Here is a 24,096-nt window from a genome sequence, read left to right on the forward strand (position 1 = left end):
CCGTTGACGTAGCCCTGATGGTGGGTGTCGTGATGCCACGTCAGCACCTGCTCGGAGATGTGCGGTTCGAGGGCGTCGTACTCGTACGGAAGCGGGTCGAGTTCGTAGCTCATACTGTGTAACCTCCGTATCACGGGTCGGGCGGAATCCTGTTAAAACTTGAGGAGAGGTATGCTAGCACAAACCACGCCGTGCGGGTCGCTGTCGGTCGATTTCCCCGATTCGAGAAACTCCGTTTCGCGCGAGCGTGTCAGCCGTCGAACGGGTCAGCTCGGCGCTCGTACTCGATTTCGGTCGAGACGGCGTCGGCGATGTCCGACCCGAACTCCCGTTCGACGACGTGTAACGACAGGTCCAGTCCGGAGGTGACGCCGCCCGCGGTGAGCACGTCGCCGTCGTCGACGACGCGGGCGGAGACGACTTCCGCGGCCGTCTTGCGGAGGTCCGAGAGCGCGCCGCCGTGGGTGACCGCGGGGCGGCCGTCGAGGATGCCGGCGCGGGCGAGGAGCATGCCGCCGGTACAGACGCCGGCGACGGTGGTTCCGGCCTCGTGGAGCGCCGCGATGGCGTCCGGAATCTCGCCTTTCTCGGCTTCGGCCCACGCGCTCTGTGCGGCCCGAGAGTTCCAGCCGCCGCCGGGGACGACGAGGAGGTCCGGGCGGTCGGTCTCGGGGTCGAGGACGCCGTCGACGCCGACGCGCATCCCGTGGCTCGCGGTCACGAACTCGCGGTCGGAGAGCGCGACGAGTTGGGCCTCGCAGTCGGCCCCGGCCGCGCCGGCGTTCTGGAACACTTCGAACGGCGCGACGGCGTCGAGTTCGTCGAAGCCGTCGTAGAGGATGATAGCGACCTGCATGCTTGCGGAGTCGGTTTCCGGGGAGAAAGTCGTTCGCGCCGCGGCGACCGAGGGTGGAGAACAGCGGACGGGCTCGGTCGTCGGTCAGTCGTCGCCGCGGGCGGCCTCGAACATCGAAATCGCCCGCTCGCGGCGCTCGGAGTGGTCCACGATGGGTTCCGGATAGTCGGGCGCGAGGCGCTCGCGTTCGAGGTCGGTCAGCTCGTGCCACTCGTGGATGGTGTTGGCCGTCACGTCCGATAGCTCGGGGACGTACCGCGTGATGTACTCGCCGTCGGGGTCGTAGCGCTCGCCCTGCGTCATCGGGTTGAAGATGCGGAAGTACGGTTGGGCGTCGGTCCCGGTCGAGGAGGCCCACTGCCAGCCGCCGTTGTCGTTTGCGGTGTCGTGGTCCGCGAGGTGCTCGCGGAAGTGCGCGTAGCCGTGTCGCCAGTCGCACAGGAGGTCCTTCGTGAGGAACGACGCGACGATCATCCGGACGCGGTTGTGCATGTACGCCTCTTCGCGGAGCTGTCGCATCCCGGCGTCGACGATGGGGTAGCCGGTCTTCCCCTCCTTCCACGCCGCGAGTTCATCGGCGTCGTCGCGCCACGCGATGTCGTTTTCGTACTCCTTGTAGTTCTCCGTGACGACGTTCGGATGCTCCCGGAGGACGTGGGCGTAGAACTCCCGCCACGCCAACTGCGACTGGAACTCCTCGACCGACTCGTCTCGCTCCCCGCCGACGCCCTCGCGGGCCGCCGCGGTCGCCGCGTACACCTCGCGGATGCCGATGGTCCCGAACTTGAGGTCCGTCGAGAGCCGCGACGTGGCGTCCCGCGTCGGGTAGTCGCGGTCGTCGGCGTAGCGGTAGATGGCGTCCGAACAGAACGCCGAGAGGCGCTCGCGGGCCGCCTCGGTCCCCGCCGGCTGGACCGATGCCGACGGCTCCTCGAAGCCGAGGTCCGAGATGGTCGGCAGGTCGCCGGCGGCGACGTCGAACTCGGCGTCAGCGAGCGCTTCCGCCGCGGTTTCGAGCGTGTTGGCGTCGGCGAGGTCGTCGGCGTCCGGTTCCGGATAGGGGTCGGGTTTGTCGCGGTCGCGCCACTTCTTCCAGAAGTAGGTGTAGACGGAGTAGGTGTCGCCCGCGTTTGTCGTAATGCTCCCCGGCGGGTGGAAGATGGCGTCGTGGACCGGCTCGCGGGCGACGCCGGCGTCGTCGAGGGCGAGTCGCACGTCGGCGTCGCGCTCGCGGGCGAGTCCGGAGTAATCGATTGCCCAGGTGGCCCGCTCGGCGTCGAGCGCCGCCGCGACCGCCGGGACGACGGCTCGGGGGTCGCCGCGGGCGACGAGCAGGTCGCTCCCGCGCTCTTGGTACGCGCCGCGGAGTTCGGCGAGCGCGTCGAGTAAGTACCTGACGCGGGGCGCGCCGGCGTGGTCGAGCACGTCCCGGTCGAAGACGAAAAGCGGGGCGACGGGGCCGGCCTCGGCGGCCGTCGCGAGGCCGCGGTTGTCCGCGACTCGCAGGTCCCGGCGGTGCCAGTGCAGTTGCATAGCCGCGCCTCAGGACGGCGGCTATGTCAATGTAGCGGCAGTCCGACCCCCGACGCGAGAGCGAAGCCGCCTAACCCGTCCGTTCGAACGAACTTAATCAGCCTACGGCTCGGGAAACGGTATCCTACCGCGTCTAACGGCCGTCACTGCCCCGTTTTCGGACGCCTGCTGGCATGGATATGGTACGGTGGCCGACCCTCGGGACGGCGCGACTGTCTCGGGTAATATGATGTTATCGACCGAATTCCGGGACGGGAGCACGTTTACGTTCTTGCTATCTGGTGTACCCGGTTCATACCTATACCGCGTCGAACCCACGGTTCTGGTATGTCCGGGCATCGCCTCCTTCCTGACTCCGCGGTCCGACAACCGCGTCTCCGCTCCCCGCTCGTGTTTCCGCTCCTCCTCTTGACGTTCGTCTGCGGAACGCTCGGGTGGCTCGTCTGGGTTCCCTACGGCGTGTTCCTCGGTGTGCTTCCGCCCCTGATCGTCTTCGGCTTCGCGTTCGTCGAACTCTCGTCGGCCTCGCCGTCGCCGCCGATGCTCCCGTCGGCGCGTCCCTCACCGCCGCTCTCGCTCGACGGTCGCGTCGACCTCGCCGCCGCGCTACACGGTGCGGGCGTCTTCGCGACCGACGCGGACGACAACCTCTCGCTGTCGCCGCGGTTCGCTGAGGACTGGCGTGCCCGCATGCTCGAAACCGACGGGCGGGACCACGACCGCGAGGCGCTCGCGGCGCTCCTCGGCGTCGACCCAGACAGAATCGAGATGGGGTGGAACGAGCGGGGACTGTTCGCGCGACTCGACCGCGGAACCGTCGGCCAGTGGACCTCCCGGGCCGCGTTCGTCGCCGACCTCACGGCCGTCGCGACGTTCCGCCGGTACTACCCCGAGTGGTGGCGGTTGCCGACGGCGGACCGGAACCGCGTCCTCGGCGCTCTTCGGTTGTGTCTCCCCACGTGCCCGACCTGCGACGGTGCAGTCGCGGTCGAGAGCGAACGGGTGGCACGGCCCGACAGCGAGCGGACGAAGCGACGCGTCTCGGCGACCTGTCAGGGGTGCGATTCGGACCTGTTCGACGGCGTCGTCGAGCAGTCGGCGGGCGTGCCGTCCGGGTCCGACGAGGGGGCCGGCGTTCACCCGCAGAACACGCGCTGAGCGCGACGCTCCGCCCGACTGAGCCGCGACGGCGGGAACTCGGACTCGCGGCGGACCGCCGCTCTCAGGGGAGCGGGTCGATGCCGTCGCGTCGGCCGTCGAGAACCGAAAGACGCTCTCCGCGGCGTCGTTCGAGCCACCGGAGCAGGCGCTCGGCCCACCGGAGCTTCTGCGCTTTCATCGCCCCCACGCTCGGGTCGTCGAAGTCCCAGCCGACGAAGACGAGCCGTCCCGCGCCGAGTTCGTCGGCGATGAAGGCCGCTCGGTCGCCGTCGGTGAAGCCGCCCCAGTTGACGACGGGGCCGACCGGGGCCGCCTGCGTCGTCCCGAGGACGTTGTCGGCGTCGAACCGCGGCACCCACTCGCGGACCGCGGGGAGGTTGTCGCCGTGGGCGTGGGCCGCGACGGGCACGCCGGATTCCGTTAGCTCGATCGCAGTCTCGGGGTTCTTGTCGAGGTCGGTCACCATCAGGTCGAGGTCGAACCCGGCGGCTCGGACTGCGTCGGCGGCGGTGGAGGCGGCGACGACCACGTCCACGTCGGGGGCGTCGAGCCTGTCGAGTTCGTCGTCGAGCGTCGGGGCCGCCCCGCAGACGGCGACGGTCGCGTCCGCCCAGTCCAGTCGGTCGCGGTCGAAGGGGCTCACGAGGTCCGCGAGCGCGTCTCTGGCGCGCTCGTCCCCGGCTCGGTCGAAGCCGAAATCGTCGAGAATCCGCTCGTAGACGGGTTCCCAAGTGGTGAAATCCATGGTGTAGCTGTCGCTCAGAATGTAACTGTATGGGCCGGAATGGCACTCGTGTACCCCTACCCGCGTGCCCTTCCGGCGTCCACAGGACCGTTTTAGAGTCGGATGGTATAAGTTTTCTCTTAGTAGAACGGTCAACGTCTGCCGAACGTCAGACGGATAGACGGGTCTGGTACGAGATAGCGTACCAGTTAGTTCGTCGCCCGCTCGACGGTCTCTAAGGCGGCTTCGAGGGCGTCTGAGGCATCCGTGACGAGGTCCGAAAGTCGAGTGAGCGCGGCGGGACTTCCGACCAGAAGCGCCCCGGTGTCGCCGGCGGCCAAGACGGCTCCCGCGTCGCCGACGGCGGCGGCGAGAGATTCCCGGTCGTCGGACCCGAGCCCCTCCAGTTCGAAGACGCGCGTGACGCTCTCGGCGGCGACTTCGCGGTTCGCACCGACGCGGTCGAGGTGTCTGGCGGCCTCGCCGGAGGTCGTCACGTCGAGTTCCTCGACCGACACGTCGCCGGGTTCGCGGATGCGGCGGCGCTTGAACTCGTGGCCGATGAGGGCGGCGTCGCGGGTCTCTCTGACGTCGTGAGTCCGGACGACGTGCGCGCCGCGTTCGACCGCCATCGACGTGGCCGCGAGGCTGACGGGCAGCGCCTCCTCGGTCGAGCGGCCGGCCACGTCGCGGAGGAAGTTCTTGCGGTTGATGGAGACCAAGATGGGGTGTCCGTAGCCGCGGAACTCCCGCAGTCGGTCGAACGTCTCGCGGTCGTGTTCGAGCGTCTTCGCCTCCGACCAGCCGCCGAAGGCGGGGTCCACGATGGTCTTGTCGGTGAAGCCGTTCAGTTCGAGGGCGTCGTAGATGTCGTCGACCTCCGCTATCGCGCCGGGGCGGGTGAGGTCCGGCGGGCTCGCCATCTTGGCGACGGCGGCGTCGTGCGCCTCGCAGACGCGGGGCATCTCCGGGTCGGCGAAGCCGCAGATGTCGTTGACCATGTCGAAGCCGCCGTCGAGCGCCGCCTCGGCGACCTCGTGGTAGCGCGTCTCGATGGAGAAGACGGCGTCGCCGGAGACGCTGTCGAGGACCGAAAGCGCCGTGTCGAGCCTGTCGAGTTCGTCTTCGGCCGACAGCACGTCGAGGCGCTTGTTCGCCGATTCGAGGCCGACGTCGACGATGTCGGCCCCCTCGTCGATGAGTTCGCGGTCGACGTACTCGGCGGCCTCGCTCGGGTCGTTGAACACGCTCGGCTTGTACGGGGACTCCTTGGAGACGTTCAGCACACCCATGATTCGCGGCGGGTGGTCGTCGCCGATTTCGAGTCCTGCCGCATCGACGGTTCGCATACCCGCCGGTTGGACCACACGAACATATGCCGACCGGTCGCGGAAGACGCGTCGAGTCGCCCCCGCGGTGGCGGCTCGCCGTCTCTGGCGGACGGCTGACCGGCATCACGCCATTTTTATCCGCCGCTCGGCTATCTCGGATCATGGCGAAGGTCAGCGTCGGACTCCGCGGATGGCGGTTCGAAGAGTCCGAGATATTCACCGACGAGGGCGAGTTCAAACCGCTCGACGAGATTCCCGAGGACCCGCGGGAGCGACTCATGCGCCTCGTCTCGCTCGTCGAGGAACCGTGCGACGCCTGCTATCTGGTCCACGGCGACGAGGGGATACAGCAGTGCCGACAGGCGTCTATCGTCTACGGCGAGCCCCGCGAGGAGGTGCTCCTCTGCGAGCGCCACGAGCCGGACTTCCTCTACTGGTTCCGCGAGGAGGACGGCCGCGACCTCGTCGGCGACGCGGTGTTCGCCGACGCCTTCCACGAGTGGTTCGCGGACGGCGGTCGCGCCCCCGACGGCTACGGCGGACTGGACTACGTCGACACCGACCCCGACGAACTCCCGTCGCCGCCGGACGCCAACGAAATTCAGCGCCGGCTGGAGGAGAACTTCGTCGAGGGCGAGCGCATCAACCTCCGCGACTACGGTCCCGGCGCGGACGACGACGAGGACGTGACGCCCCTGACCGAAGACGACCTCGACGCCGTCGACCTCGACACGGACTACCCGAACAAATGAGCGGCGACCGAGACGCCGGTGCGGGCGGGAACCGCGAGTTCGTCGTCGTCGTCGTCGAACCCGAGACGCCCGGAAACGTCGGCACCATCGCGCGGGCGATGAAGAACTTCGGCATCTACGACCTCCGTCTCGTCGACCCGCCGGAGCTGGACCCCGACGGCGAGGCGTACGGCTTCGCCGGCCACGCTCGCGAGGACGTGCTCCCGAACGCCACCGAGACGACCCTGAAGGAGGTCGTCGAGGAGTTCCACACCATCGGGACGACCGCGGTCTCCCACGAGGACTCCACCCGGCACATCCGCTACCCGTTCAAGACGCCGGTCGAAATCGCCGACTCGCTCGAGTCGGTGGAGACGAAGACCGCGCTCGTCTTCGGCCGCGAGGGGACCGGCCTCGACAACGAGGAGTTGGCGATGCTCGACGAGGTCTGTTGCATCCCCGCCGACGACCGCTACCCCGTGCTCAACCTCGGGCAGGCGGCGACGATTCTCATGTACGAGCTTCGCCGCTTCACCGTCGAGGAGACGCAGCTTCCCGACGTGGAGCGCGAGCGCGCCTCCGAGGCCGAAATCGAGGTCGTCTACCGCTTCTTCGACGAGTTGCTCGACGCCGTGGACTACCGCGAGCACAAGCGGACCAAGACCTCGCGGATGATGCGGCGACTGCTCGGCCGCGCCCACCCGACCGAGCGCGAGGCCGCGACGCTCACGGGCGTGTTCCGCCGCGCCGCCGAGGCCGTCCGCGACCCGGACCGCTTCCGCGACGACGAGAACTGACGCGCCCCGCGCTATTCGCCGCCGTCTCGCCGGGCGAACATCACGTAGCTCACGAACGAACAGACGTCCTCGACTTCTCCGGACTCGCGCTCGGCGCGGGTCGTCGTCCGAATCTCCACGAGCCCTCGGTCGTCGGTCTCGGCGGTCGTCTCCAGCACTTCGGTTTCCACGACGAGCGTGTCGCCCGGGTACACCGGTTTCCACCAGCGGAGTTCGTCGACGCCCTTCGCGCCGAGGGACGCCGAGTCGGCCAGGAAGCCGTCCACGAGCAGGCGCATCGTCATCGCCGTGGTGTGCCAGCCGCTGGCGATGACGCCGCCGTACATCGACTCTGATTCGGCGCGCTCGGGGTCGGTGTGGAACCACTGCGGGTCGTACCGCCCGGCGAACTCCAGAATCTCCGATTCGGTCACGTCGTACTCGCCGAACTCGTGGGTGTCGCCGACCGCGAAATCCTCGAAGAACTGCATGACTCCTCTTCGGCCGCCCCCGTGGAGAAACTAGCGGTGCCGGCGGTCCGGGCGGCGCGGTCGCTCGGCCGCGTTCGACGACTCCGCTCCGCCGGCGCGCCAGACAGCTTTTGCGACCCGACGCCCTAACGTCACGCGAGATGGCATCGCCCCCGCGCCGCTCTCGCCTCCCGATGGTCGTCGTCGGCGTCGTCGTCCTCGCGTTCTACCTCTCGCTCAGCGCGCTCAGCGCGTTCGCGGTGGTGACGCTGTGGCGGCTCCGTCCGGACCCCCTGACCGCCGCCGTGGTCGGCGTCGTCGTCGCCGTCGTCCTCGGCTACCTGAGCTTCCGCTTCGGCACGGTGCGACTGCTCAGCCAACTCGACGCACGCGACATGTCACCCGCAGAGTCGCCGTCGGTCCACCGCCTGCGCGACCGCCTCGCCGAGCGGATGGACCTCGACCCGCCGACGCTGAAGCTCGCGCGTTTCTCCGCGCCGAACGCGATGGCGCTCGACCCGATGGGGCGCGACGTGGTCGTCCTCGACGCCGCGCTGTTTCGCCTCCTCGACGCCGACGAGTTCGAGGCGCTGCTCGCGCACGAACTCGCGCACCTCGAACGGAAAGACGGGTTGGTCCAGTCGCTCGTGGCGAGCGTCCTCCAGACGGTCGTCGGCGTCGGCTACCTGTTCGTCTCGCCGGTGACGTTCCTGACGACGGGCGTCGCCCTCGGCTCGGCGTGGATTCGCGGCCAACCGGGGTCGTGGCACGAGACGCTCGCCGGGCGGCTTCGCCTCCGACTGGACGAGTTCGTCGGCCTGTTCGGCTTCGGACTCACCGTGTTCGTTCGGTCGCAGTCGAGAAAGCGGGAGTTCGCGGCCGACGCGCGGGCCGCCGAGGTGACGGGTAAGCCGATGGCGCTCGCGTCGGCCCTGCGAAAGTTAGAGCGGGCCGCCCGGCCGCAGTTCGGCCTGTCGCCGCTGTGGGTGTACGGCGAGGTCGAGGTCGAAGACCCGGTTTCGGACCTGCTTTCGACCCACCCCTCGACCGACGAGCGCGTCGAGCGACTGGCCACGATAGCCGAGGAGTCGATGACGCGAATCGAGGTGCGGTGAGATGCCCGGTTCGCCCGACCCGGTGCTCGGCGACTGGCTTCTCACCCACGTCGTCGCCGTCGCCGCCGCGCTCGGCACCGTCGGCGTCGTCTACGCGACTCGCGCCCGGAGCGCCCGTGGCTTCCTGATACCCGCGCTCCTCGGCGGCGGCTACGCCGTCGCCACGCTCGCCGTCTGGACCGCGGCGCGACTCGCCACCGACGCGTTCCCCTCGGGCTTCGTCGAGGACTCGCTGGCCGCGGCGGGCTTCTTCGGGTTCTCGTTCCTCCTGCTCGCCGGGTTCGTCGTCGTCGCAGCCCTGCTGTTCGCTCGCCGGGGACTGGTCGCGCCGCTCGTCGGCCTGTTCGGCGTGACGGAACTCGTCTGGTGGGCGTTCCTCCACGTCCGCGGCGAGACGGACGCACTCGGGATGTTCCTCATCGTCGGGCCGGCGCTGTTGGTCCTCCTCTTCGTCGCGGCCGGCGTCGAGTACGCGGGTCGATGGGTCTGGCGGCGGTTCGTCCGCGGTGGCGGGCGCTCGGCGTCGTGAGAACGGAGAGAAAATTGGATGCGGTCCGAAGCCTCGGCGTTCAGGCCCGCTTTTGAATCTCCTCGCGGAGCACGTCGCTGACGACGCCGCCGTCGGCCTTGCCGCGGAGCGCGCCCATCGCCTCGCCCATGAGCGCGGAGAACGCGCCCATGCCCTGTTCTTCGACCTGGTCGGCGTTGCGCTCGACGACCTCCGCGATGGCCTCGCGGACCTCGTCCTCGGAGACGCCGGAGAGGCCGGCCTCCTCGACGGCTTCCTCGGCCGTGAGGCTCGGGTCCTCGGCGATGGTGGCGAGCACGTCGTTGACGCCCTCTTTGGCGAGGTCGCCGTCCTCGACGAGGTGCATGACCGCGAGCAGGTGGTCGTCGGTGAGTTCCGAGACGGCCACGTCGTCGCGGCGGAGTTCGGTCAGCGTCGATTCGAGCAGGCCCGCCGCGAACGTCGCGTCGATGCCGGCGTCCACCGCTTCTTCGAACAGCGGCATCTTCCGGCCGTAGGCGACCTGTTCCGCGAGGCCGGCGTCGAGGCCGAACTCGTCTTGGTAGCGGTCGACCTTCTCGGTCAGGAGTTCGGGCGTCTCCACGTCGCTCGGGTCGAGGTCGACGGTGAGCACGTCCGTCTCGGGGTACATCCGGGCCGCGCCGGGGAGCGGGCGGAGGTAGCGCGTCGTCCCGTCGTCGTTAGCGCCGCGGGTCTCCTCGGGGACCTCCTCGATGGCGACGGCGGCGCGCTCGGCGACCGCGTCGATGGCGAGGTCGGCCGTCTCGGGGTCGTCGGCGACGATGGCGACCGCGTCTTCGGGACCGGCGTCGACCGCCTCGCGGAGCGCTTCGACCTCGGTCTCGGTGACGCCGTACGCCGGGAGTTCGTCGGTGTGGAAGATGCCGCCCGCGCCGTGGCGCTTGGCGTGGTCGGAGAGTTCGGTACCGAGGCGGCGGTCCGGCTGCAGCTCGCGGCCGACGAGGCCGTCGAAGCCGTACAGGGGGACGGCCGTGACCTTTCCGCCCGCGTCCAGCGCGCCGCGGATGACGCCCGAATCGCTGTCCTCGAACACGTCGGTCACGTCGGCCACGTCGCCGACCGAGGCGTCCCGCGACTGGAGTTCGTCGCGAATCTCGACCAGTTCGGCCTGTCGGCCGACCTCGAAGCGGACGATTTCGTCGATTTGGTCGAGCGCCTGCACGCCCTTGATTTCGACGCGCGCGCCGTCGGCGATGGAGACGTTCACGTCCTGCCGGATGGTGCCGAGGCCGCGTTTGACCGTGCCCGTCGAGCGCAGGAGCATGCCGATGGTCTGGGCCGCCTCGCGCGCCTGCTCGGGCGAGGAGATGTCCGGCCCGGTACCGATTTCGACGAGCGGGATGCCGAGGCGGTCGAGGCTGTAGAGGACGCCGTCGTCGCGCTCTTCGACCCGCTGGGCGGACTCCTCTTCGAGCATGAGGTCGACGACGGAGACGGGGCCCTCGCTGGTCTGAATTTCGCCTTCCTGCGCGATGAGCGACGAGCGCTGGAACCCCGAGGTGTTCGAGCCGTCGATGACGAGCTTGCGCATGACGTGCGCCTCGTCGACGACGTTCATGTCGAGCAGTTCGGCGATCTGCATGGCGACCGTGCGCGCCTCGTGGTCGAGTTCGTGCGGCGGCTCGTCGTCCTCTTCGACCAGACAGGTCGAGTCGTAGGCGAGGTACTCGAACTCGCGTTCGACGCGGCTCTCTTCGAGCGCGGCGTCGTCCAGTTCGCCCAGTTCGCTCTTGGTCGGGTGGAGGAAGCGCGTGAACGTGCGCGCCGCCTCGTCGGGCTCGCGGAGGTCGGTCGGACACCCGCAGAACAGCTTCGTCTCGGTGTCGAGTTGCTGGTGAATCTCCAGCCCAGCCACGAGGCCGAGGTCCTCGTAGTCGTAGTCGTAGTCGGTCATTGCTACTCCCTGCGTTCGGGGGGAGTAAAAAAGGATTCAGTCTGCCGTCAGAGGCGACGAAGCCCCTCGCCGATACCTTCGACCTGTTCACACTCGGGACAGACGTACGTCCACCCGTCGTTCGTCGCTCGTCCCTCCGGGAATACGGCCCCACAACCTCGACACTCCAACATGTCTCGCCCGCGGGCCCGCTGCTCTTGCAGTCCGGCCATACTGGTATAATCGTCAAAATCAGGCTTCAAAATACCGATTTTTGAGATTTCGTGACAGTTCTTCACTCGGGGGTGACTGTCACGGCGGTGCCGGAGTGCGATTGCTACCGCGAGCCGAGTAAATATAACGGTCTCTACGACTGAACCGACTGAAATCGTCGAGCGCGCGCCTCGAATCGGGGCGTCCACCCGCCCGCCCCGACGTATCAAAAAGTGGACTGCTTTTTCTCGGCCGGACTCAGTCGTCGCCGAGGATGCCGCGGTGGGTCATCTTCTCGGGGTCGAGCACCTCGTCGGCTTCCGCCTCGGTGAGGTAGCCTTCGTCGACGGCGACCTGCCGGACGCTCTTGCCGTCCGCGAGCGCCTTCTTGGCGACCTTCGAGGCCTTGTCGTAGCCGATTGCGGGGTTGAGCGCCGTCGCCAGCGCCATCGACTGTTCGACCCGCGTCTCGCAGTGTTCCTCGTTGGCTTCGAGCTTGGCGACGAACCGCTCGGCGAACACCTCGGAGGAGTTCGCCAGCAGCTTCGCCGATTCGAGGAAGTTGTGCGCGAGGACGGGCTTATAGAGGTTGAGGTCGATTTGGCCCTCGGCGGCACCGGCGGAGACGGCGGCGTCGTTGCCGACGACCTGCTTGTGGACCTGATTGACGGCCTCCGCGACGACCGGGTTGATTTTGCCGGGCATGATGGAGGAGCCGGGCTGGTTCTCCGGCTGTTCGAGTTCGCCGAGCCCGTTGCGCGGGCCGGACGCGAGCAGGCGGAGGTCGTTGGCGATTTTGTTGAGGGAGCCGGCGACCGTGCGGAGCGCGCCGTGGGCCTCACTCATCGCGTCGTGGGCCGCCTGCGCCTCGAAGTGGTTGTCGGCCTCGCGGAACTCGACGCCGGTCTCCTCGGACATGTACTCTGCGGCCTTCGCCGGGAACTCGGGGTGCGTGTTCAGCCCCGTGCCGACCGCGGTGCCGCCGAGCGCGAGTTCGCCGAGGTGTTCACGGACGTTCTCGACGCGGCGGATGCCCTTTTCGACCTGCGTGCGGTAGCCGCCGAACTCCTGTCCGAGGCGGACGGGCGTGGCGTCCTGCAGGTGGGTGCGACCGGTCTTGACGACGCCGTCGAACTCGTCTTCCTTGTCGCCGAGCGCCTCGGCCAGCGTCTCCAGCGCGGGGAGGAGGTCCTTCTCGACGGCTTCGAGGGACGCGACGTGCATGGCCGTCGGAATCACGTCGTTCGAGGACTGTCCGTAGTTGACGTGGTCGTTCGGGTGGACGACGCGGTCGCCGATGCCCTCGCCCATAATCTCCGCGGCGCGGTTGGCGATGACCTCGTTGGCGTTCATGTTCGAGGAGGTCCCGGAGCCGGTCTGGAACACGTCCACGGGGAACTGGTCGTCGAGTTCGCCGGCGATGACCTCGTCGGCGGCCTCGACGATGGCGGCCGCGACGTCCTCGTCTATCATGCCGAGGTCGCGGTTAGCCTGCGCGGCGGCCTTCTTCACCACGCCGAGCGCGCGGACGAAGCGCCGCCCGAAGGTGATACCGGAGATAGGGAAGTTCTCGACCGCCCGCTGGGTCTGTGCGCCCCAGTAGGCGTCGACAGGAACTTCCATCTCGCCGAGACTGTCCCGCTCGATTCGATAATCATCGTCGCCCATGGTTCGGGGGTCGTTTTGGCAGGGGGNAGACAGCGCTGGGTCTGTGCGCCCCAGTAGGCGTCGACAGGAACTTCCATCTCGCCGAGACTGTCCCGCTCGATTCGATAATCATCGTCGCCCATGGTTCGGGGGTCGTTTTGGCAGGGGGTAAAATCCATTGGTCCGTGTGTCTGCCCCTCGTTCATGAAAATTTACTCATGTTTAAATACTTATTAATTGGTCTCGTGACTGGGTGCAGTCTTCCGATTCTAACCAGACAGTTCCTTGATGACAAAAAAATTTACTCGATTTCGAATTGTTGATTTGGAAAGTCTTAAGTAAATCGTGTAAAATTCATTGTCTGGACTTGTCACGGACCAACAATCATGACTGACACACCTGATTCGGACGACGTTTCCCGACGCACGTATCTCAAACTCGCCGGCGGTGCCGGAACCGCGACGTTCCTCGCGGGCTGTACCGGCGGCGGAGAGTCGACGACGGAGTCCACGGAGAGTTCCGGCGACTCCGAGAGCACCGAGGAGACGAGCGGTGACGACTCCGACTCTTCGACGGAGTACAACGCGCTCGAAGTGCAGCACTGGTGGACCGGCGGCGACGGCGGCGCGGCGGTTCAGGCGCTGTTCGAGGGCTTCGAAGAGCAGCACCCCGACATCGAACTCACGGAGAACCCCGTCGCGGGCGGCGCGGGACAGAACCTCCGCGCGGTCATCAAAAAGCGCATCCTGAACAACGACCCGCCGAGCTCGTGGCAGGCGTGGCCCGGCGCGAACCTCCAGCCCTTCACGGACGCCGACAAACTGGAGGATATCGAGGAGTCCGTCTGGGGACACAACGACATGAAGAACGCCTACCTCGACGGCCCCCAGGAGGCGGCGCAACCGGCGGGCAACTACGTTTCGGTCCCGCTGAACATCCACCGCCTCAACAACCTCTTTTACAACGTCGAGGTCGTCGAGGACGCGGGCGTCGACCCCGCGAGCATCGACTCGCCGAGCGCCCTCGTGGACGCGATGGCGACCGTCGACGAGGCGGGCTACGTCGGGATGGCCCAGCAGACGAACTCCGCGTGGTCGACCGGCCAGCTCTGGGCGCAGGTGCTCCTCGGCGAGTACGGCGCGGACGTGTACGCCGACGTGACCGCGGGTAACGTCGAGGCCAACGCGGACGCCGTCCGCGACTCGCTCGACATCGTCAAGCAGTACTCCGAGTACTACCCGAACGACGCCGGCTCCATCTCGTGGCAGGACGCCAACTCGAAGATTATCGAGGGCGACGCGGCGTTCTTCCACCAGGGCGACTGGGCTGCGGGCATGTACCGCGGGCAGGACGGCTTCGAGTACGAGTCCAACTGGGACCACGTCCCGTTCCCGGGTACCGAGGGACTCTACTCGCTCAACATGGACTCGTTCCCGATGCCGACGAACAACCCGTCGCCCGAGGCGACGAAGGCGTTCCTCCGCTACGTCGGCTCGGTCGACGCCCAAGAGCGGTTCAACCCCAAGAAGGGCTCCATCCCGCCGCGCACCGACGTGCCGCAGGACGCCTTCGGACCGTTCCTCCAGAACCAGATGGACGACTTCTCCAACTCCGAGGCCCAGCCGCTTTCGATTCAGCACGGCCTCGCGGTCGCCCCCGACGCGCTCACCGCGTTCGAGGACGCGATGGCCTCGTTCATCTCCAACTACGACGTGGAGGCGGCCTACAGCGCCGTGCAGTCGGCGTTCCAGTAAGGGAGCACTCCCCCATTTCCGATTATGTCAACTCACATCCTCAAGCGACTCCTGGACCGTCTGCGAGACGGCGGTCCGCCGGTTCGAACCGACGGCGGGACGGCCGCCGCGGGGAGCGAAACGGCCGGGGGCGACTCCGACGTCGGGTCGGCGCTGTCGTCGCTCCGCGAGAGCGACGCGGTCCGCTCCGCGCCGTTTTGGCTCCCGCCGTTCCTGCTGATGGGCTTTTTCGTCTACGGCGCTATCAGCTGGAACATCGTCATCTCCCTCACCGACTTCGGCGGGCTCACACTGCCGACGTACGACCCCTCGACGTTCGACCTGGAGATGTACCGGCGGGCCTTCTCGGACGGCCAGTTCTGGATCGCCACCCGGAACACGTTCGTGCTCCTCATCTCGTTTACCGGCCTCTCGCTGGCCGGGGGGCTCGGCCTCGCCATCCTCGTCGACCGCGGCATCCGGTTCGAAAACTGGTTCCGCACCGTCTACCTCCTGCCGTTCAGCCTGTCGTTCGTCGTGACGGCGGTGTTCTGGCGGTGGATGTACAACTTCGACTCGGGGCTCATCAACGCGTTCCTGCGGGGAATCGGCCTCGACTTCGTCGCGTCGAAGTGGCTCACCGGCAGCATCGACACGGGCGCACTCGGGGCGATACCGCTCGTCCCCGACACGTTCTACTTCAAGCTGTTCGCCGTCATCTTCGCGCTGCTCTGGCAGTTCAGCGGCTACGCGATGGTCGTCTACCTCGCCGGTCTACGCGCGATTCCGAACGACCAGTACGAGGCCGCGCGGGTCGACGGGGCCTCCATCCTCCGGATGTACCGGCGGGTCATCCTGCCGCAACTCCGCGCCTCGACGGTGAGCGCCGCGGTCGTCCTCATGGTGTTCGCGCTCAAGGCGTTCGACTTCCTGTACGTCCTGTTCGGGAGCAACCCGGGCCCGACAGCGGACATCCTCTCGACGATGATGTACCGACAGGCCTTCTCGGCCAACGAGTGGGCCTACGGCTCCGCAATCGCCGTGGTGCTCTTCGTCGTCGCGCTGACCGTGGTCGCGCCGTACCTCTACGGCGAGTACCGGCGGGGTGAACTATGAGCGTCCGCGACGACCTCGCAGAGCGAGTCGGCGTCGACCTCGAAGCCATCGACCCGCTGCGCGTCGCCCTCTACGCGACGCTCGTCGGACTGGTGGTGTTCTACCTGTCGCCCCTCGAATCGGGGCTGATGACCGCGCTGAAGACCGAAGCCGAGTTCGCCACGTCGCCGCCGTTCGTGCCGCCGACGGTCGAGGGCTTCACGCTCGAACCGTTCGGCGTCGCCATCGACACGCTGTCGTCGGCTATCCTCAACAGCATCATGCTGGCCGTGCCGGCGACGGTGCTGTCGGCGCTGTTCGGCAGCTTCGCGGCGTACGGCCTCACGAACTTCGAGTGGCGCGGCCAACTCGGCGTCGTCGCGCTGTTCATCGCGGGTATCTTCATCCCGTACCAGGCGGTGCTCATCCCGCTGTCGCGGCTCTGGGCCATCGTGGACACACAGGAGTTGCTCGCGCCGCTTCTCGACATCACGGTGTTCTCGGCGCAGGTGCCCGTCCTCGGGACGGTCGAACTCGCCACCCACCCGCACTACGCGAGCATCATCAACCTCATCATCACCCACACGGCGTACGGGATTCCCATCACGACGCTGCTGTTCCGAGGCTACTACAAGAAGCTCTCGACGGAGATGCTGGAGGCCGCTCGCCTCGACGGCGCGGGCGCGTTCACCGTCTACCGCCGCATCGTGCTCCCGCTTTCGATGCCGATGTTCGCGGTGACGCTCATCTACCAGTTCACGCAGGTCTGGAACGACCTGCTGTTCGCGCTCATCATCATCCCCTCGGGGTCCGGCCCCGCGGCGGTGGCGACCATCGCGCTCAACGAACTGACCGGCGGCATCATCCAGACGTTCAACACGCAGATGGCCGGCGCGTTCGTCGCCGCCCTGCCGACGTTGCTCGTCTACGTCCTGTTCGGGGACAAGTTCGCGAAGGGGGTCGCGGGCGGCACATGAGCCGACTCGCACGCGGCGCGGTCGGCTTCCGCCGCTCCCGTCGCACCTCCCTCGTCGCATCGCAGACGACCACCACGACACGCACACAGACCCATGGCTGACCTCACGCTCGACCACGTATCGAAGTTCTTCGACGACGGCGGCTCCAAAGTCGTCGCCGTCGACGACGCCTCCGTGACCATCGAGGACGGCGAGTTCCTCGTCCTCGTCGGTCCCTCGGGGTGCGGGAAATCGACCACGCTCCGCATGATTGCGGGGCTGGAAACCGTCTCCGAGGGCGAGATTCGACTCGGCGACGACCGGATGGACAACCGCCCGCCGCGCGACCGGGACATCGCGATGGTGTTCCAGTCGTACGCGCTGTACCCGCACATGACCGTCCGCGGGAACATGCGCTTCGGGCTGGAGGAGTCGACTGACATGGGCGACGCCGACATCGACGAACTCGTCGAGGAGACGTCGTCCATGCTCGGCATCGCCGACCTGCTCGACCGCAAGCCCGGCGAACTCTCCGGCGGCCAGCAACAGCGGGTCGCCCTCGGGCGCGCCATCGTGCGCGACCCCGAGGTGTTCCTGATGGACGAGCCGCTGTCCAACCTGGACGCCAAACTTCGCTCGCAGATGCGGACGGAGCTCCAGCGCCTGCAGGAGGACCTCGGCGTCACCACCGTCTACGTCACTCACGACCAGACGGAGGCGATGACGATGGGCGACCGAATCGCCATCCTCAACGACGGCGAACTCCAGCAGGTCGCCACGCCGCTGGAGGCGTACCACCGTCCGGCGAACCGCTTCGTCGCGGGCTTCATCGGCGAGCCGTCGATGAACTTCTTCGAGATGGACGTCCAGGGCGACGAACTCGTCGGCGACGCCTTTTCGTACGAACTCTCGGCGAAGTCCGCGGAGGCGGTCGAGGGCTCGGAGCGCGTCACCCTCGGTATCCGCCCCGAGGACGTCGAAGTCATCGACGACGCGGCCGCGGACCACGCCTACGAGACGACCGTCGACGTGGTCGAACCGATGGGTAACGAGAACGCTGTCTACCTCGAACTCGGCGGCGAGCGCCGCTTCGTCGCCACCGTCGGCGGCATGCGCCGAGTCGAAGCCGGCGAGTCGGTCGTCGCCCGCATCCCCGAGGACGCGGTTCACCTGTTCGACGCGACCACCGGCGAGACGCTCCAGAACCGGTCGTTAGAATCGGCCGACCTCGACGCGCCGGAAGCGAACCTCTGAGCGGGCCGTTCGGGTTCAGTCGGGTTCAGGCGGGTCGGTCTCTTTTCGGTCCGGTCGCCGTTCTCAGTACGTCGGTCGCGGTGGTTCGTTCACTCCTCCAGCGCTGCGTACTCCTCGGGCGTGTACGTCTTCAGTTCCATCGCGTGGATGTCCGTCGTCATGTGGTCGCCGAGGGCGTCGTAGACGAGTTGGTGCTGCTTGACCAACGACTTCCCCTCGAAGGCGGGCGAGACGACGACGGCGGCGTAGTGGTCGTCCTCGTGGTTCTCGTCGACCGTTCGCGGCCGCGAGACTGTCGCGTCGGCGTCCTCGATGTTCGATTCGATGAGTTCCTCGATGGCGGCGAGTTCCATGTGCGTACTGGCGGCCCGCGCCGGCAAAAAGCGTCCGGGAAGTGACGGGCGTACTCGCGGAGGTTTTTATACGGCGACGACCCACCACGGCTCGTGACTGACGTGACATCTCACGACGGACTCGCCGAGGAGGCCGCTCGCGTGCTCCGCGACGAACACGAGCGACTGTTGACCGTCGTCGGCCAGTGCGCCACCGCCGTCGCCGCGGAGTGGGACGGCGATTCGGTGGCGGACCGCGAGCGCGTCATGCCGCCGTTCAGGCGCGCGCTCGACGGCTCCGGCGCGCTCTCTCGACTGCCGCGGGCGCTCGCCGACGCGGTGACGGCCACCGGCCGACCGATGGCCGCGCCGCCCGTCGCGTCTCCGCCGTACGTGGTCGTCACCGGTGAGGGCGTCGTCCTCCGCGCCAACCTCGGCGAGGAGCGACTGGTGGTGCTCCTCCGGGCGTTCGAGGTCGTCCGCGACGGCGACGACGGCTCCCACCGCTACCGCCGCATCGACGGCGTCGAAATCGAGGCCGAAATCGTCTGAGTCGAGCCGTCCCGTCTCGACCGCGGTTACATCTGGTAGCGGCGCACGTCGTCCCGCGGCGGGGCCTGCGACTGCCCGGTCATCTCCTCGTAGGTCATCCCCGCGAGGTACTCGTCGTAGGTCACGTCGTAGCCCTGCCGGAGGTGGAAGTCGAGCTGTCCGCGGTCGAGTTCCGACTGGAACAGCGCGTGGACCGCCCGGCGGACGAGTTCGTCGGCGTCGTCGGGGTCGAACAGGGCGACGAGCATGGCGAGTTCGTGTCGCGTCTCGCGGTCGAGCGACACGTCGAGGCTGTCGCCGAGGTCTCCGTAGGCCGCGTCAACGTCGTCTGTGAGTTCGTCGAGCGTCATCGCCCGGCGATGGGGTCGTCACGGGGATACGCGTTTCGACCGCGGTAGCTGTTCGCTGTGCGTCCCGCCGGTCGGTCGGCGGTCCCCGACAGAAGACACTTACTGGTGATTCGGCAATTTCCGCGCATGTCCCCGGAACTCTCTCGACGGTCCTTCCTCGGCGGCCTCGTGGCCGGTTCGGCCCTTCTCTCGGGCTGTCTCGGCGGTGGATTAGCCGGCAGTAGCTGTCCCTCCAGTTACTCGCTCGAAGCGACGGCACTCTCCGACCCCGAACTGGTCGATACCGTGACGCAGGACTTCCACGAGCACGCAGACACGGTGTCGAATCTCGTCGCAACTGCGGCCAACGAGGGGGAAGCTACGTACAGTACGTACCGCCATCTCCCGCTCGATTCGGGCGACTACGTCGAACACGACGGCGCGTACTACCGCGTCGAACGCGAGCGAACCGAGACGCGAGAACGCACCGCCCGCGAGGTCGGAATCGAATACGACCGAAACGAGTCGCCGCCGACCGGGGCGACCGTCTTCGACTTCGCCGAACTCCCGAAGGCCGACCGCGAGGCGTTCCTCGCCGCGTATCCGAGCGAGAATTTCGAGAACGGCGACGGCCCGCGAGGATTCTCGGTCGGCGGATACGCGTACGTCTATCCCGACGGTGCCGACTCTCGACTCATCGACGCCGGAACCGTCTGGGTACGCTACGATGGGCGACCGTTCGAGGTGACCGTCGGCGAGACGCGAACCGTCGAAGAGGAGACCTTCAGATACACGCTCGAACAGGTCGGCGAAGACCGGGCGACGTTCGCCGCCTTCGTTCACGAGGAACTCGTCGTTCCGCTCGACGACCTCTCCGACGCCGAGCGCGCGGTGTTCGAACGCGCAATCGAGGGAGAGGTAGACGAGTGCGAACCGCTCTCCGACGACTTCGCCGCGCTCAAAGACCGGCTATACGAGATATCGGAGAATCGGGCGACCGGCCACGGTCCCCCGCTCGTCGAGTACGAGGGAACCACGTACGAAGTGGACCTCGTAAACGCGGTCGTCTGATAACCGTTCGGCATCGCCACGGCTAAACGCGGGCCGTCCCAAGCCGGGGCGATGAGCGACGCGCCGTCCGAACTCCCCGCCGACCTCGACCGCGAAGCAGTCCAGTCCGCGCTCACCGAGTGGTACGAGGCCGACCACCGGGACTTCCCGTGGCGGCGCACCGACGACCCCTACGAGATTCTCGTCTCCGAGGTGATGAGCCAGCAGACCCAACTCGGCCGCGTGGTCGAGGCGTGGGAGGCGTTCCTCGACGAGTGGCCGACGACGGCCGACCTCGCGGCGGCCGACCGCGCCGACGTGGTGGGCTTCTGGACGAACCACCGACTGGGGTACAACAACCGCGCGAAGTACCTCCACGAGGCCGCCCGGCAGGTCGAAGAAGACCACGGCGGCGAGTTCCCACGGACGCCCGACGGCCTCTCGGAGCTGATGGGCGTCGGCCCCTACACCGCCAACGCGGTCGCCTCCTTCGCGTTCAACAACGGCGACGCGGTGGTCGATACCAACGTCAAGCGGGTGCTGCACCGCGCCTTCGCGGTCCCCGACGACGACGCGGCCTTCGAGGCCGCCGCCTCGGAACTCATGCCCGACGGCGAGTCCCGCGTCTGGAACAACGCCATCATGGAACTCGGCGGGGTCGCCTGCGGGAAGACGCCGTCCTGCGACGAGTCCGGCTGTCCGTGGCGGCGGTTCTGTCACGCCTACGAGACGGGCGACTTCACCGCGCCCGACGTGCCGACCCAGCCGAGTTTCGAAGGGAGTCGGCGGCAGTTCCGCGGTCGGGTCGTCAGAGTGCTCGGCGAGTACGACGAACTCGGCCTCTCGGAGTTGGGGCCGCGGGTCCGCGTCGACTACGGCGGCGACACGGGTACGGAGTGGCTCCGCGGCCTCGTGGACGACCTCGAATCCGACGGGTTAGTCGATGTCGCGGAGAGCGACGACGGCGTCCGCGTCTCGCTGGCGAAGTAGTTCGCGCTCCGCCGGTGGTTCTCGCCGCGCTTGTTTCGCCGCTCGTAGTTATCCCACCGCACTAGTCCGGCACCAGTCGCACTCCTCGTCTCCGACTACGTACAGTCGATGGCAACACGCGACGCGTCGTCGTTCGACCCTCGCGAAGCCGCGGAGTCCGCCGAAGCAAAGACCCTCACGCTGGACGGCGGGCGGCGACTCGCCTACGCCGAGTACGGCGATTCCGACGGCATCCCGGTCGTGTTTCTCCACGGCGCGCCGGGGTCGCGCCTGCTCGGGGCACTGTTCGACGCGTCGGCCGAGGAACGCGGAATCAGAGTCCTCGCGCCCGATAGACCCGGCTACGGGTTGTCGTCGCCGCGCCCGACACCCGAAGAATCGGACGGCCCGAGCCAGCGACCCGCGACACCTGCACCCGCGGAGTTCTTCGACGCGCTTCTCGACGACATCGGCGCGCAGTCGGCGGGGCTGGTCGCGTTCTCCGGCGGGAGCCGCGACGCGCTGGCTGTCGCGGCGGCGCGGCCGGACAGGGTTCGGCACGTAAGCGTCGTCGCGGGGGCGGTTCCACCGGCAGCGAGCGAGGAGACGCCCCGAACGCAACGGCTCCTGTCGTGGCTGGCGACGAACGCGCCGGCGCTCCTCAGCTATCTCTTCCGCGGGCAGGCGTGGCTCGCCGGGAGGCTCGACCCCTCGCTCGTCGTCGCGCAGTACACGGCCGACGACGCGACCGGAGCAGTTCCAGACGGGGTCGCCGCGGTGGTTCGAGACGACTTCGCGGCGTCGGTCAGTCGCTCGCGGCGGGGCGTACTCTGCGACTTCCGGGCCGCGGCCGCGCCGTGGGGGATTCCTTTCGACGACATCGAGGCCGGCGTGTCTCTGTGGCACGGCGACGCCGACACGAACGTCTCGATAGCCGGCGCGAGACGCCTCGAACCGGAGGTACCAGGCGCGCGGCTTCGAGAGGTGCGCGGCGCAGACCACCTCCGGACGCTCCTCCGGAGCGCCCCCGGCGTGCTGGACGAACAACGCCGCGCCGCGGGGTCGCTCGACCCGGACGCTTCGGACGGCTCGTCGGAGCCGACCGCCGCCGCCGAATCGCACCACTGCGTTTGATATACCGGACCGAAAAACGGTCGTTCGAAACGGAATGAAACACGCCCAGTTCTCGGTCGACTACCCGGACCGGCTGGTCCACCCGCTCCAGCGCGGGATGATGCGCGACTCGCCGGTCGACCGGGCGGAGCTGTTGATGTGGAGTCCGACGGCCGACGCGACGACGCTGTTCTGGTTCGACGGCGACCGAGACGCGGCCGACGCGCTCGTTTCGGACGTCGATTCGCTCGTTCGGGCGCACTTCGTCGAGGGAGCTGAGGGGACCTACGGCTTCCTCCACCAGCGCGACTACGAGTTCGCGGACCCGCTTCTCGGGGTCATCGCCGACGCTCGAGTGATATTCCTCCCGCCGGTGGTGTTCCACGCCACCGGCTCCGTCCGGTTCGAGGCTGTCGGCGAGGTGTCGGCGCTCAGCGCGTTTTACGACGACATCGCGGCGCTCGGCGACCTCACGGTCGAGCGCGTGAAGCCCTTCGACCGGCGGCGGGCCCCCTCGCAGCTCACCGACCGACAGCGGGCCGCGCTGGAGACCGCGGTGTCGGCCGGCTACTACGAAATCCCTCGCGAGGGGTCGGTCGCGGACGTGGCGAACGCGCTCGACTGCTCGACGAGCACGGCCGGCGAGCTACTCCGAAAGGCCGAGGCGACGGTGCTCCGGGAGTTCGTCGGTTCGGGGTGACGCGCGCCGACGCCTACGGTACCTTCAGGTAGGCGTCGCCCGCCGCCTGTCGCGCCACGAGCTCGCCGACGCCCGAGGGAACGACCTCGACGCCGTCGGCCAGTTGGTCGGCGTCAAACCCGCGGCCGTCGAGCGAGTTTCGACAGGCGCAACAGCGAACGCCGGCCTCGAACAGCGGGTCGAGGCGGTCGCGGACGGGCGAGTCGGCGAGGAACAACAGCGCCGCGTCGCCGTTTGCGAGAAGCGTGACCTCGTCTGTCTCGACCGTCTCGTCGTCGAGCAGGTTTCGGACGTTGCGGATGGCGTGCCGCCAGTCGCCGAGGTCGGCGCTGGAGACGTGGAAGACGACGTTCACGGTTGGTTTTCGCGGTCCGGGTTCCTGTGTGTTGTGCCCGTCCGACACGCTCGACTGCGGCCGACGAGATTTTCACGGCGCTCTCGGAGATACAGGGTATGACGCAGCCACACGTGGTCGCCATCTGCGGCAGTCTCCGCGACCACAGCTACACCCGGTTGGCGCTCGAACATGCCCTCGCCGGCGCGTCGGCCGCCGGCGGTACGACGGAACTCGTGGACCTCCGCGAGTACGACCTCCCGCCGCTCGACGCCGATTACGACGAGCAGGGCGATTCGGCCGAACTCGTCCGCGTCGTCGACGGCGCGGACGCGGTCATCCTCGGCACGCCGGTCTACCACGGCTCGTACTCCGGCGTCCTCAAGAACGCCCTCGACTACTGCGGCTTCGACGAGTTCGGCGAGAAGACCGTGGGCCTCCTCGCCGTCGCCGGCGGGTCGTTTCCCGTGACCGCCCTCGAACACCTCCGGTCGGTCTGCCGGTCGCTGAACTCGTGGGTGCTCCCCCATCAGGTCGCCATCCCTCGCGTCTCCTCGTCGTTCGACGGCGACGACCTCGTGAGCGAGGACCTGCGCGAGCGGGTCGAGCGACTCGGCCGCGACGCGGTCGTCTACGCCAACATCGAGCCCGAGCCGCCGACGTTCGAAAGCGGCGAGAACGTCGGCGCGGACGACTGAG

26 protein-coding genes and 1 pseudogene are annotated in these 24,096 nt (G+C 68.0%); 15 read left to right on the forward strand and 12 right to left on the reverse strand.

From position 1 onward, the window contains the following. The 3 genes and pseudogenes from C457_RS11380 to C457_RS11390 all read right to left on the reverse strand — a co-directional run. Positions 1-113: pseudogene (locus C457_RS11380) on the reverse strand (superoxide dismutase); the annotation flags it as partial. A 137-nt stretch (positions 114-250) separates the two neighbouring features. Then, a complete protein-coding gene (locus C457_RS11385; RefSeq protein WP_008094777.1) occupies positions 251-856 on the reverse strand; it encodes a DJ-1/PfpI family protein in 606 nt (201 codons plus the stop codon). An 84-nt stretch (positions 857-940) separates the two neighbouring features. Next, positions 941-2,389, reverse strand: a complete 1,449-nt coding sequence (locus C457_RS11390) for a cryptochrome/photolyase family protein (protein ID WP_008094779.1) — start codon at positions 2,387-2,389, stop codon at positions 941-943. Positions 2,390-2,779: 390 nt separating this feature from the next. On the opposite strand from C457_RS11390, the gene C457_RS11395 reads away from it, so the two are divergent. Further along, positions 2,780-3,547 (forward strand): hypothetical protein, encoded by a 768-nt coding sequence (locus C457_RS11395; RefSeq protein WP_083864294.1) that lies wholly within the window; start codon positions 2,780-2,782, stop codon positions 3,545-3,547. Positions 3,548-3,611: 64 nt separating this feature from the next. Here the strand turns inward: C457_RS11395 and C457_RS11400 are convergent, their stop codons facing one another. Both C457_RS11400 and C457_RS11405 read right to left on the reverse strand, forming a co-directional pair. Continuing rightward, positions 3,612-4,295: a 6-hydroxymethylpterin diphosphokinase MptE-like protein gene (locus tag C457_RS11400; RefSeq protein ID WP_008094781.1), complete on the reverse strand. Its 684-nt coding sequence runs from the start codon at positions 4,293-4,295 to the stop codon at positions 3,612-3,614. Between the two features lie 188 nt (positions 4,296-4,483). Further along, positions 4,484-5,623, reverse strand: coding sequence for a dihydropteroate synthase (locus tag C457_RS11405; protein ID WP_008094782.1), 1,140 nt, complete (start codon positions 5,621-5,623; stop codon positions 4,484-4,486). Between the two features lie 143 nt (positions 5,624-5,766). Here C457_RS11405 and C457_RS11410 point away from each other — a divergent pair, with 143 nt between their 5' ends. Beyond that, entirely contained in the window at positions 5,767-6,357 is a 591-nt protein-coding gene (locus tag C457_RS11410; RefSeq protein ID WP_008094783.1) for a hypothetical protein, read from the forward strand. Beyond that, positions 6,354-7,133: an RNA methyltransferase gene (locus C457_RS11415; RefSeq protein ID WP_008094784.1), complete on the forward strand. Its 780-nt coding sequence runs from the start codon at positions 6,354-6,356 to the stop codon at positions 7,131-7,133. The genes C457_RS11410 and C457_RS11415 overlap by 4 nt, the downstream gene beginning before the upstream one ends. Before the next feature lie 11 nt (positions 7,134-7,144). Here C457_RS11415 and C457_RS11420 read toward each other — a convergent pair whose 3' ends face one another. Next, positions 7,145-7,603: a MaoC family dehydratase gene (locus C457_RS11420; RefSeq protein ID WP_008094785.1), complete on the reverse strand. Its 459-nt coding sequence runs from the start codon at positions 7,601-7,603 to the stop codon at positions 7,145-7,147. 173 nt (positions 7,604-7,776) lie between these two features. Between C457_RS11420 and C457_RS11425 the strand changes: the two genes are divergently transcribed. Together C457_RS11425 and C457_RS11430 are read left to right on the forward strand one after the other, a co-directional pair. After that, positions 7,777-8,697, forward strand: a complete 921-nt coding sequence (locus C457_RS11425) for a M48 family metallopeptidase (RefSeq protein ID WP_008094786.1) — start codon at positions 7,777-7,779, stop codon at positions 8,695-8,697. A 1-nt stretch (position 8,698) separates the two neighbouring features. Further along, complete coding sequence (locus C457_RS11430; protein ID WP_008094788.1) at positions 8,699-9,226, forward strand: hypothetical protein; 528 nt, start codon at positions 8,699-8,701, stop codon at positions 9,224-9,226. A gap of 40 nt (positions 9,227-9,266) precedes the next feature. Here the strand turns inward: C457_RS11430 and gatE are convergent, their stop codons facing one another. The 3 genes from gatE to C457_RS11440 form a co-directional block, all read right to left on the reverse strand. Then, positions 9,267-11,141, reverse strand: a complete 1,875-nt coding sequence (gatE, locus tag C457_RS11435) for a Glu-tRNA(Gln) amidotransferase subunit GatE (protein WP_008094789.1) — start codon at positions 11,139-11,141, stop codon at positions 9,267-9,269. Between the two features lie 47 nt (positions 11,142-11,188). Continuing rightward, positions 11,189-11,353, reverse strand: coding sequence for an HVO_2901 family zinc finger protein (locus C457_RS21100; RefSeq protein WP_191965854.1), 165 nt, complete (start codon positions 11,351-11,353; stop codon positions 11,189-11,191). A 238-nt stretch (positions 11,354-11,591) separates the two neighbouring features. Further along, positions 11,592-13,001 carry a class II fumarate hydratase gene (locus C457_RS11440; RefSeq protein ID WP_008094790.1) on the reverse strand — a complete coding sequence of 470 codons (1,410 nt, stop codon included), beginning with the start codon at positions 12,999-13,001 and terminating at the stop codon, positions 11,592-11,594. 365 nt (positions 13,002-13,366) lie between these two features. Here C457_RS11440 and C457_RS11445 point away from each other — a divergent pair, with 365 nt between their 5' ends. The 4 genes from C457_RS11445 to C457_RS11460 all read left to right on the forward strand — a co-directional run bounded on the left by C457_RS11445 (position 13,367) and on the right by C457_RS11460 (position 18,018). Next, entirely contained in the window at positions 13,367-14,734 is a 1,368-nt protein-coding gene (locus tag C457_RS11445; protein ID WP_008094791.1) for an ABC transporter substrate-binding protein, read from the forward strand. Between the two features lie 24 nt (positions 14,735-14,758). Further along, entirely contained in the window at positions 14,759-15,829 is a 1,071-nt protein-coding gene (locus tag C457_RS11450) for a carbohydrate ABC transporter permease (protein WP_008094792.1), read from the forward strand. After that, the gene (locus tag C457_RS11455) at positions 15,826-16,785 is read left to right on the forward strand and encodes a carbohydrate ABC transporter permease (RefSeq protein ID WP_049913559.1); all 960 of its coding nucleotides are present in this window, start codon (positions 15,826-15,828) and stop codon (positions 16,783-16,785) included. Before C457_RS11450 ends, C457_RS11455 begins: the two co-directional genes overlap by 4 nt. 93 nt (positions 16,786-16,878) lie before the next feature. After that, entirely contained in the window at positions 16,879-18,018 is a 1,140-nt protein-coding gene (locus C457_RS11460) for an ABC transporter ATP-binding protein (RefSeq protein WP_008094794.1), read from the forward strand. Positions 18,019-18,107: 89 nt separating this feature from the next. Here the strand turns inward: C457_RS11460 and C457_RS11465 are convergent, their stop codons facing one another. Further along, positions 18,108-18,371, reverse strand: coding sequence for a BolA family protein (locus tag C457_RS11465; RefSeq protein WP_008094795.1), 264 nt, complete (start codon positions 18,369-18,371; stop codon positions 18,108-18,110). Between the two features lie 93 nt (positions 18,372-18,464). Between C457_RS11465 and C457_RS11470 the strand changes: the two genes are divergently transcribed. Continuing rightward, a complete protein-coding gene (locus C457_RS11470; RefSeq protein ID WP_008094797.1) occupies positions 18,465-18,902 on the forward strand; it encodes a hypothetical protein in 438 nt (145 codons plus the stop codon). A 26-nt stretch (positions 18,903-18,928) separates the two neighbouring features. On the opposite strand, the gene C457_RS11475 is transcribed toward C457_RS11470, so the two are convergent. Beyond that, positions 18,929-19,252 carry a hypothetical protein gene (locus C457_RS11475; RefSeq protein WP_004969267.1) on the reverse strand — a complete coding sequence of 108 codons (324 nt, stop codon included), beginning with the start codon at positions 19,250-19,252 and terminating at the stop codon, positions 18,929-18,931. A 126-nt stretch (positions 19,253-19,378) separates the two neighbouring features. Between C457_RS11475 and C457_RS11480 the strand changes: the two genes are divergently transcribed. The 4 genes from C457_RS11480 to C457_RS11495 all read left to right on the forward strand — a co-directional run bounded on the left by C457_RS11480 (position 19,379) and on the right by C457_RS11495 (position 23,063). Then, a complete protein-coding gene (locus C457_RS11480) occupies positions 19,379-20,302 on the forward strand; it encodes a hypothetical protein (protein ID WP_008094803.1) in 924 nt (307 codons plus the stop codon). Between the two features lie 51 nt (positions 20,303-20,353). Further along, positions 20,354-21,271: an A/G-specific adenine glycosylase gene (locus C457_RS11485; protein ID WP_008094805.1), complete on the forward strand. Its 918-nt coding sequence runs from the start codon at positions 20,354-20,356 to the stop codon at positions 21,269-21,271. A 108-nt stretch (positions 21,272-21,379) separates the two neighbouring features. Next, positions 21,380-22,384 (forward strand): alpha/beta fold hydrolase, encoded by a 1,005-nt coding sequence (locus tag C457_RS11490; protein ID WP_008094807.1) that lies wholly within the window; start codon positions 21,380-21,382, stop codon positions 22,382-22,384. Between the two features lie 34 nt (positions 22,385-22,418). After that, entirely contained in the window at positions 22,419-23,063 is a 645-nt protein-coding gene (locus C457_RS11495; RefSeq protein ID WP_008094809.1) for a helix-turn-helix domain-containing protein, read from the forward strand. 13 nt (positions 23,064-23,076) lie between these two features. Here C457_RS11495 and C457_RS11500 read toward each other — a convergent pair whose 3' ends face one another. Then, a complete protein-coding gene (locus tag C457_RS11500) occupies positions 23,077-23,418 on the reverse strand; it encodes a DsrE family protein (RefSeq protein ID WP_049913560.1) in 342 nt (113 codons plus the stop codon). 98 nt (positions 23,419-23,516) lie between these two features. Here C457_RS11500 and C457_RS11505 point away from each other — a divergent pair, with 98 nt between their 5' ends. Then, positions 23,517-24,095, forward strand: a complete 579-nt coding sequence (locus C457_RS11505; RefSeq protein WP_008094813.1) for an NADPH-dependent FMN reductase — start codon at positions 23,517-23,519, stop codon at positions 24,093-24,095. Position 24,096 lies beyond the last annotated feature (1 nt).

Origin of the sequence: Haloferax prahovense DSM 18310, from assembly GCF_000336815.1 — an archaeon.
In the GTDB taxonomy this organism is placed as follows: domain Archaea; phylum Halobacteriota; class Halobacteria; order Halobacteriales; family Haloferacaceae; genus Haloferax; species Haloferax prahovense.

What these genes read in the sequence shown, in the direction of transcription:
- C457_RS11495 (WP_008094809.1), top strand. Translation starts at nt 22,419, where the DNA reads ATGAAACACGCCCAGTTCTCGGTCGACTACCCGGACCGGCTGGTCCAC.
- C457_RS11480 (WP_008094803.1), top strand. Translation starts at nt 19,379, where the DNA reads ATGTCCCCGGAACTCTCTCGACGGTCCTTCCTCGGCGGCCTCGTGGCC.
- C457_RS11445 (WP_008094791.1), top strand. Translation starts at nt 13,367, where the DNA reads ATGACTGACACACCTGATTCGGACGACGTTTCCCGACGCACGTATCTC.
- C457_RS11505 (WP_008094813.1), top strand. Translation starts at nt 23,517, where the DNA reads ATGACGCAGCCACACGTGGTCGCCATCTGCGGCAGTCTCCGCGACCAC.
- C457_RS11440 (WP_008094790.1), bottom strand. Translation starts at nt 13,001, where the DNA reads ATGGGCGACGATGATTATCGAATCGAGCGGGACAGTCTCGGCGAGATG.
- C457_RS11385 (WP_008094777.1), bottom strand. Translation starts at nt 856, where the DNA reads ATGCAGGTCGCTATCATCCTCTACGACGGCTTCGACGAACTCGACGCC.
- gatE (WP_008094789.1), bottom strand. Translation starts at nt 11,141, where the DNA reads ATGACCGACTACGACTACGACTACGAGGACCTCGGCCTCGTGGCTGGG.
- C457_RS11430 (WP_008094788.1), top strand. Translation starts at nt 8,699, where the DNA reads ATGCCCGGTTCGCCCGACCCGGTGCTCGGCGACTGGCTTCTCACCCAC.
- C457_RS11390 (WP_008094779.1), bottom strand. Translation starts at nt 2,389, where the DNA reads ATGCAACTGCACTGGCACCGCCGGGACCTGCGAGTCGCGGACAACCGC.
- C457_RS11420 (WP_008094785.1), bottom strand. Translation starts at nt 7,603, where the DNA reads ATGCAGTTCTTCGAGGATTTCGCGGTCGGCGACACCCACGAGTTCGGC.
- C457_RS11490 (WP_008094807.1), top strand. Translation starts at nt 21,380, where the DNA reads ATGGCAACACGCGACGCGTCGTCGTTCGACCCTCGCGAAGCCGCGGAG.
- C457_RS11485 (WP_008094805.1), top strand. Translation starts at nt 20,354, where the DNA reads ATGAGCGACGCGCCGTCCGAACTCCCCGCCGACCTCGACCGCGAAGCA.
- C457_RS11460 (WP_008094794.1), top strand. Translation starts at nt 16,879, where the DNA reads ATGGCTGACCTCACGCTCGACCACGTATCGAAGTTCTTCGACGACGGC.
- C457_RS11450 (WP_008094792.1), top strand. Translation starts at nt 14,759, where the DNA reads ATGTCAACTCACATCCTCAAGCGACTCCTGGACCGTCTGCGAGACGGC.
- C457_RS11475 (WP_004969267.1), bottom strand. Translation starts at nt 19,252, where the DNA reads ATGACGCTCGACGAACTCACAGACGACGTTGACGCGGCCTACGGAGAC.
- C457_RS11425 (WP_008094786.1), top strand. Translation starts at nt 7,777, where the DNA reads ATGGTCGTCGTCGGCGTCGTCGTCCTCGCGTTCTACCTCTCGCTCAGC.
- C457_RS11455 (WP_049913559.1), top strand. Translation starts at nt 15,826, where the DNA reads ATGAGCGTCCGCGACGACCTCGCAGAGCGAGTCGGCGTCGACCTCGAA.
- C457_RS11400 (WP_008094781.1), bottom strand. Translation starts at nt 4,295, where the DNA reads ATGGATTTCACCACTTGGGAACCCGTCTACGAGCGGATTCTCGACGAT.
- C457_RS11465 (WP_008094795.1), bottom strand. Translation starts at nt 18,371, where the DNA reads ATGGAACTCGCCGCCATCGAGGAACTCATCGAATCGAACATCGAGGAC.
- C457_RS11405 (WP_008094782.1), bottom strand. Translation starts at nt 5,623, where the DNA reads ATGCGAACCGTCGATGCGGCAGGACTCGAAATCGGCGACGACCACCCG.
- C457_RS11410 (WP_008094783.1), top strand. Translation starts at nt 5,767, where the DNA reads ATGGCGAAGGTCAGCGTCGGACTCCGCGGATGGCGGTTCGAAGAGTCC.
- C457_RS11415 (WP_008094784.1), top strand. Translation starts at nt 6,354, where the DNA reads ATGAGCGGCGACCGAGACGCCGGTGCGGGCGGGAACCGCGAGTTCGTC.
- C457_RS21100 (WP_191965854.1), bottom strand. Translation starts at nt 11,353, where the DNA reads ATGGCCGGACTGCAAGAGCAGCGGGCCCGCGGGCGAGACATGTTGGAG.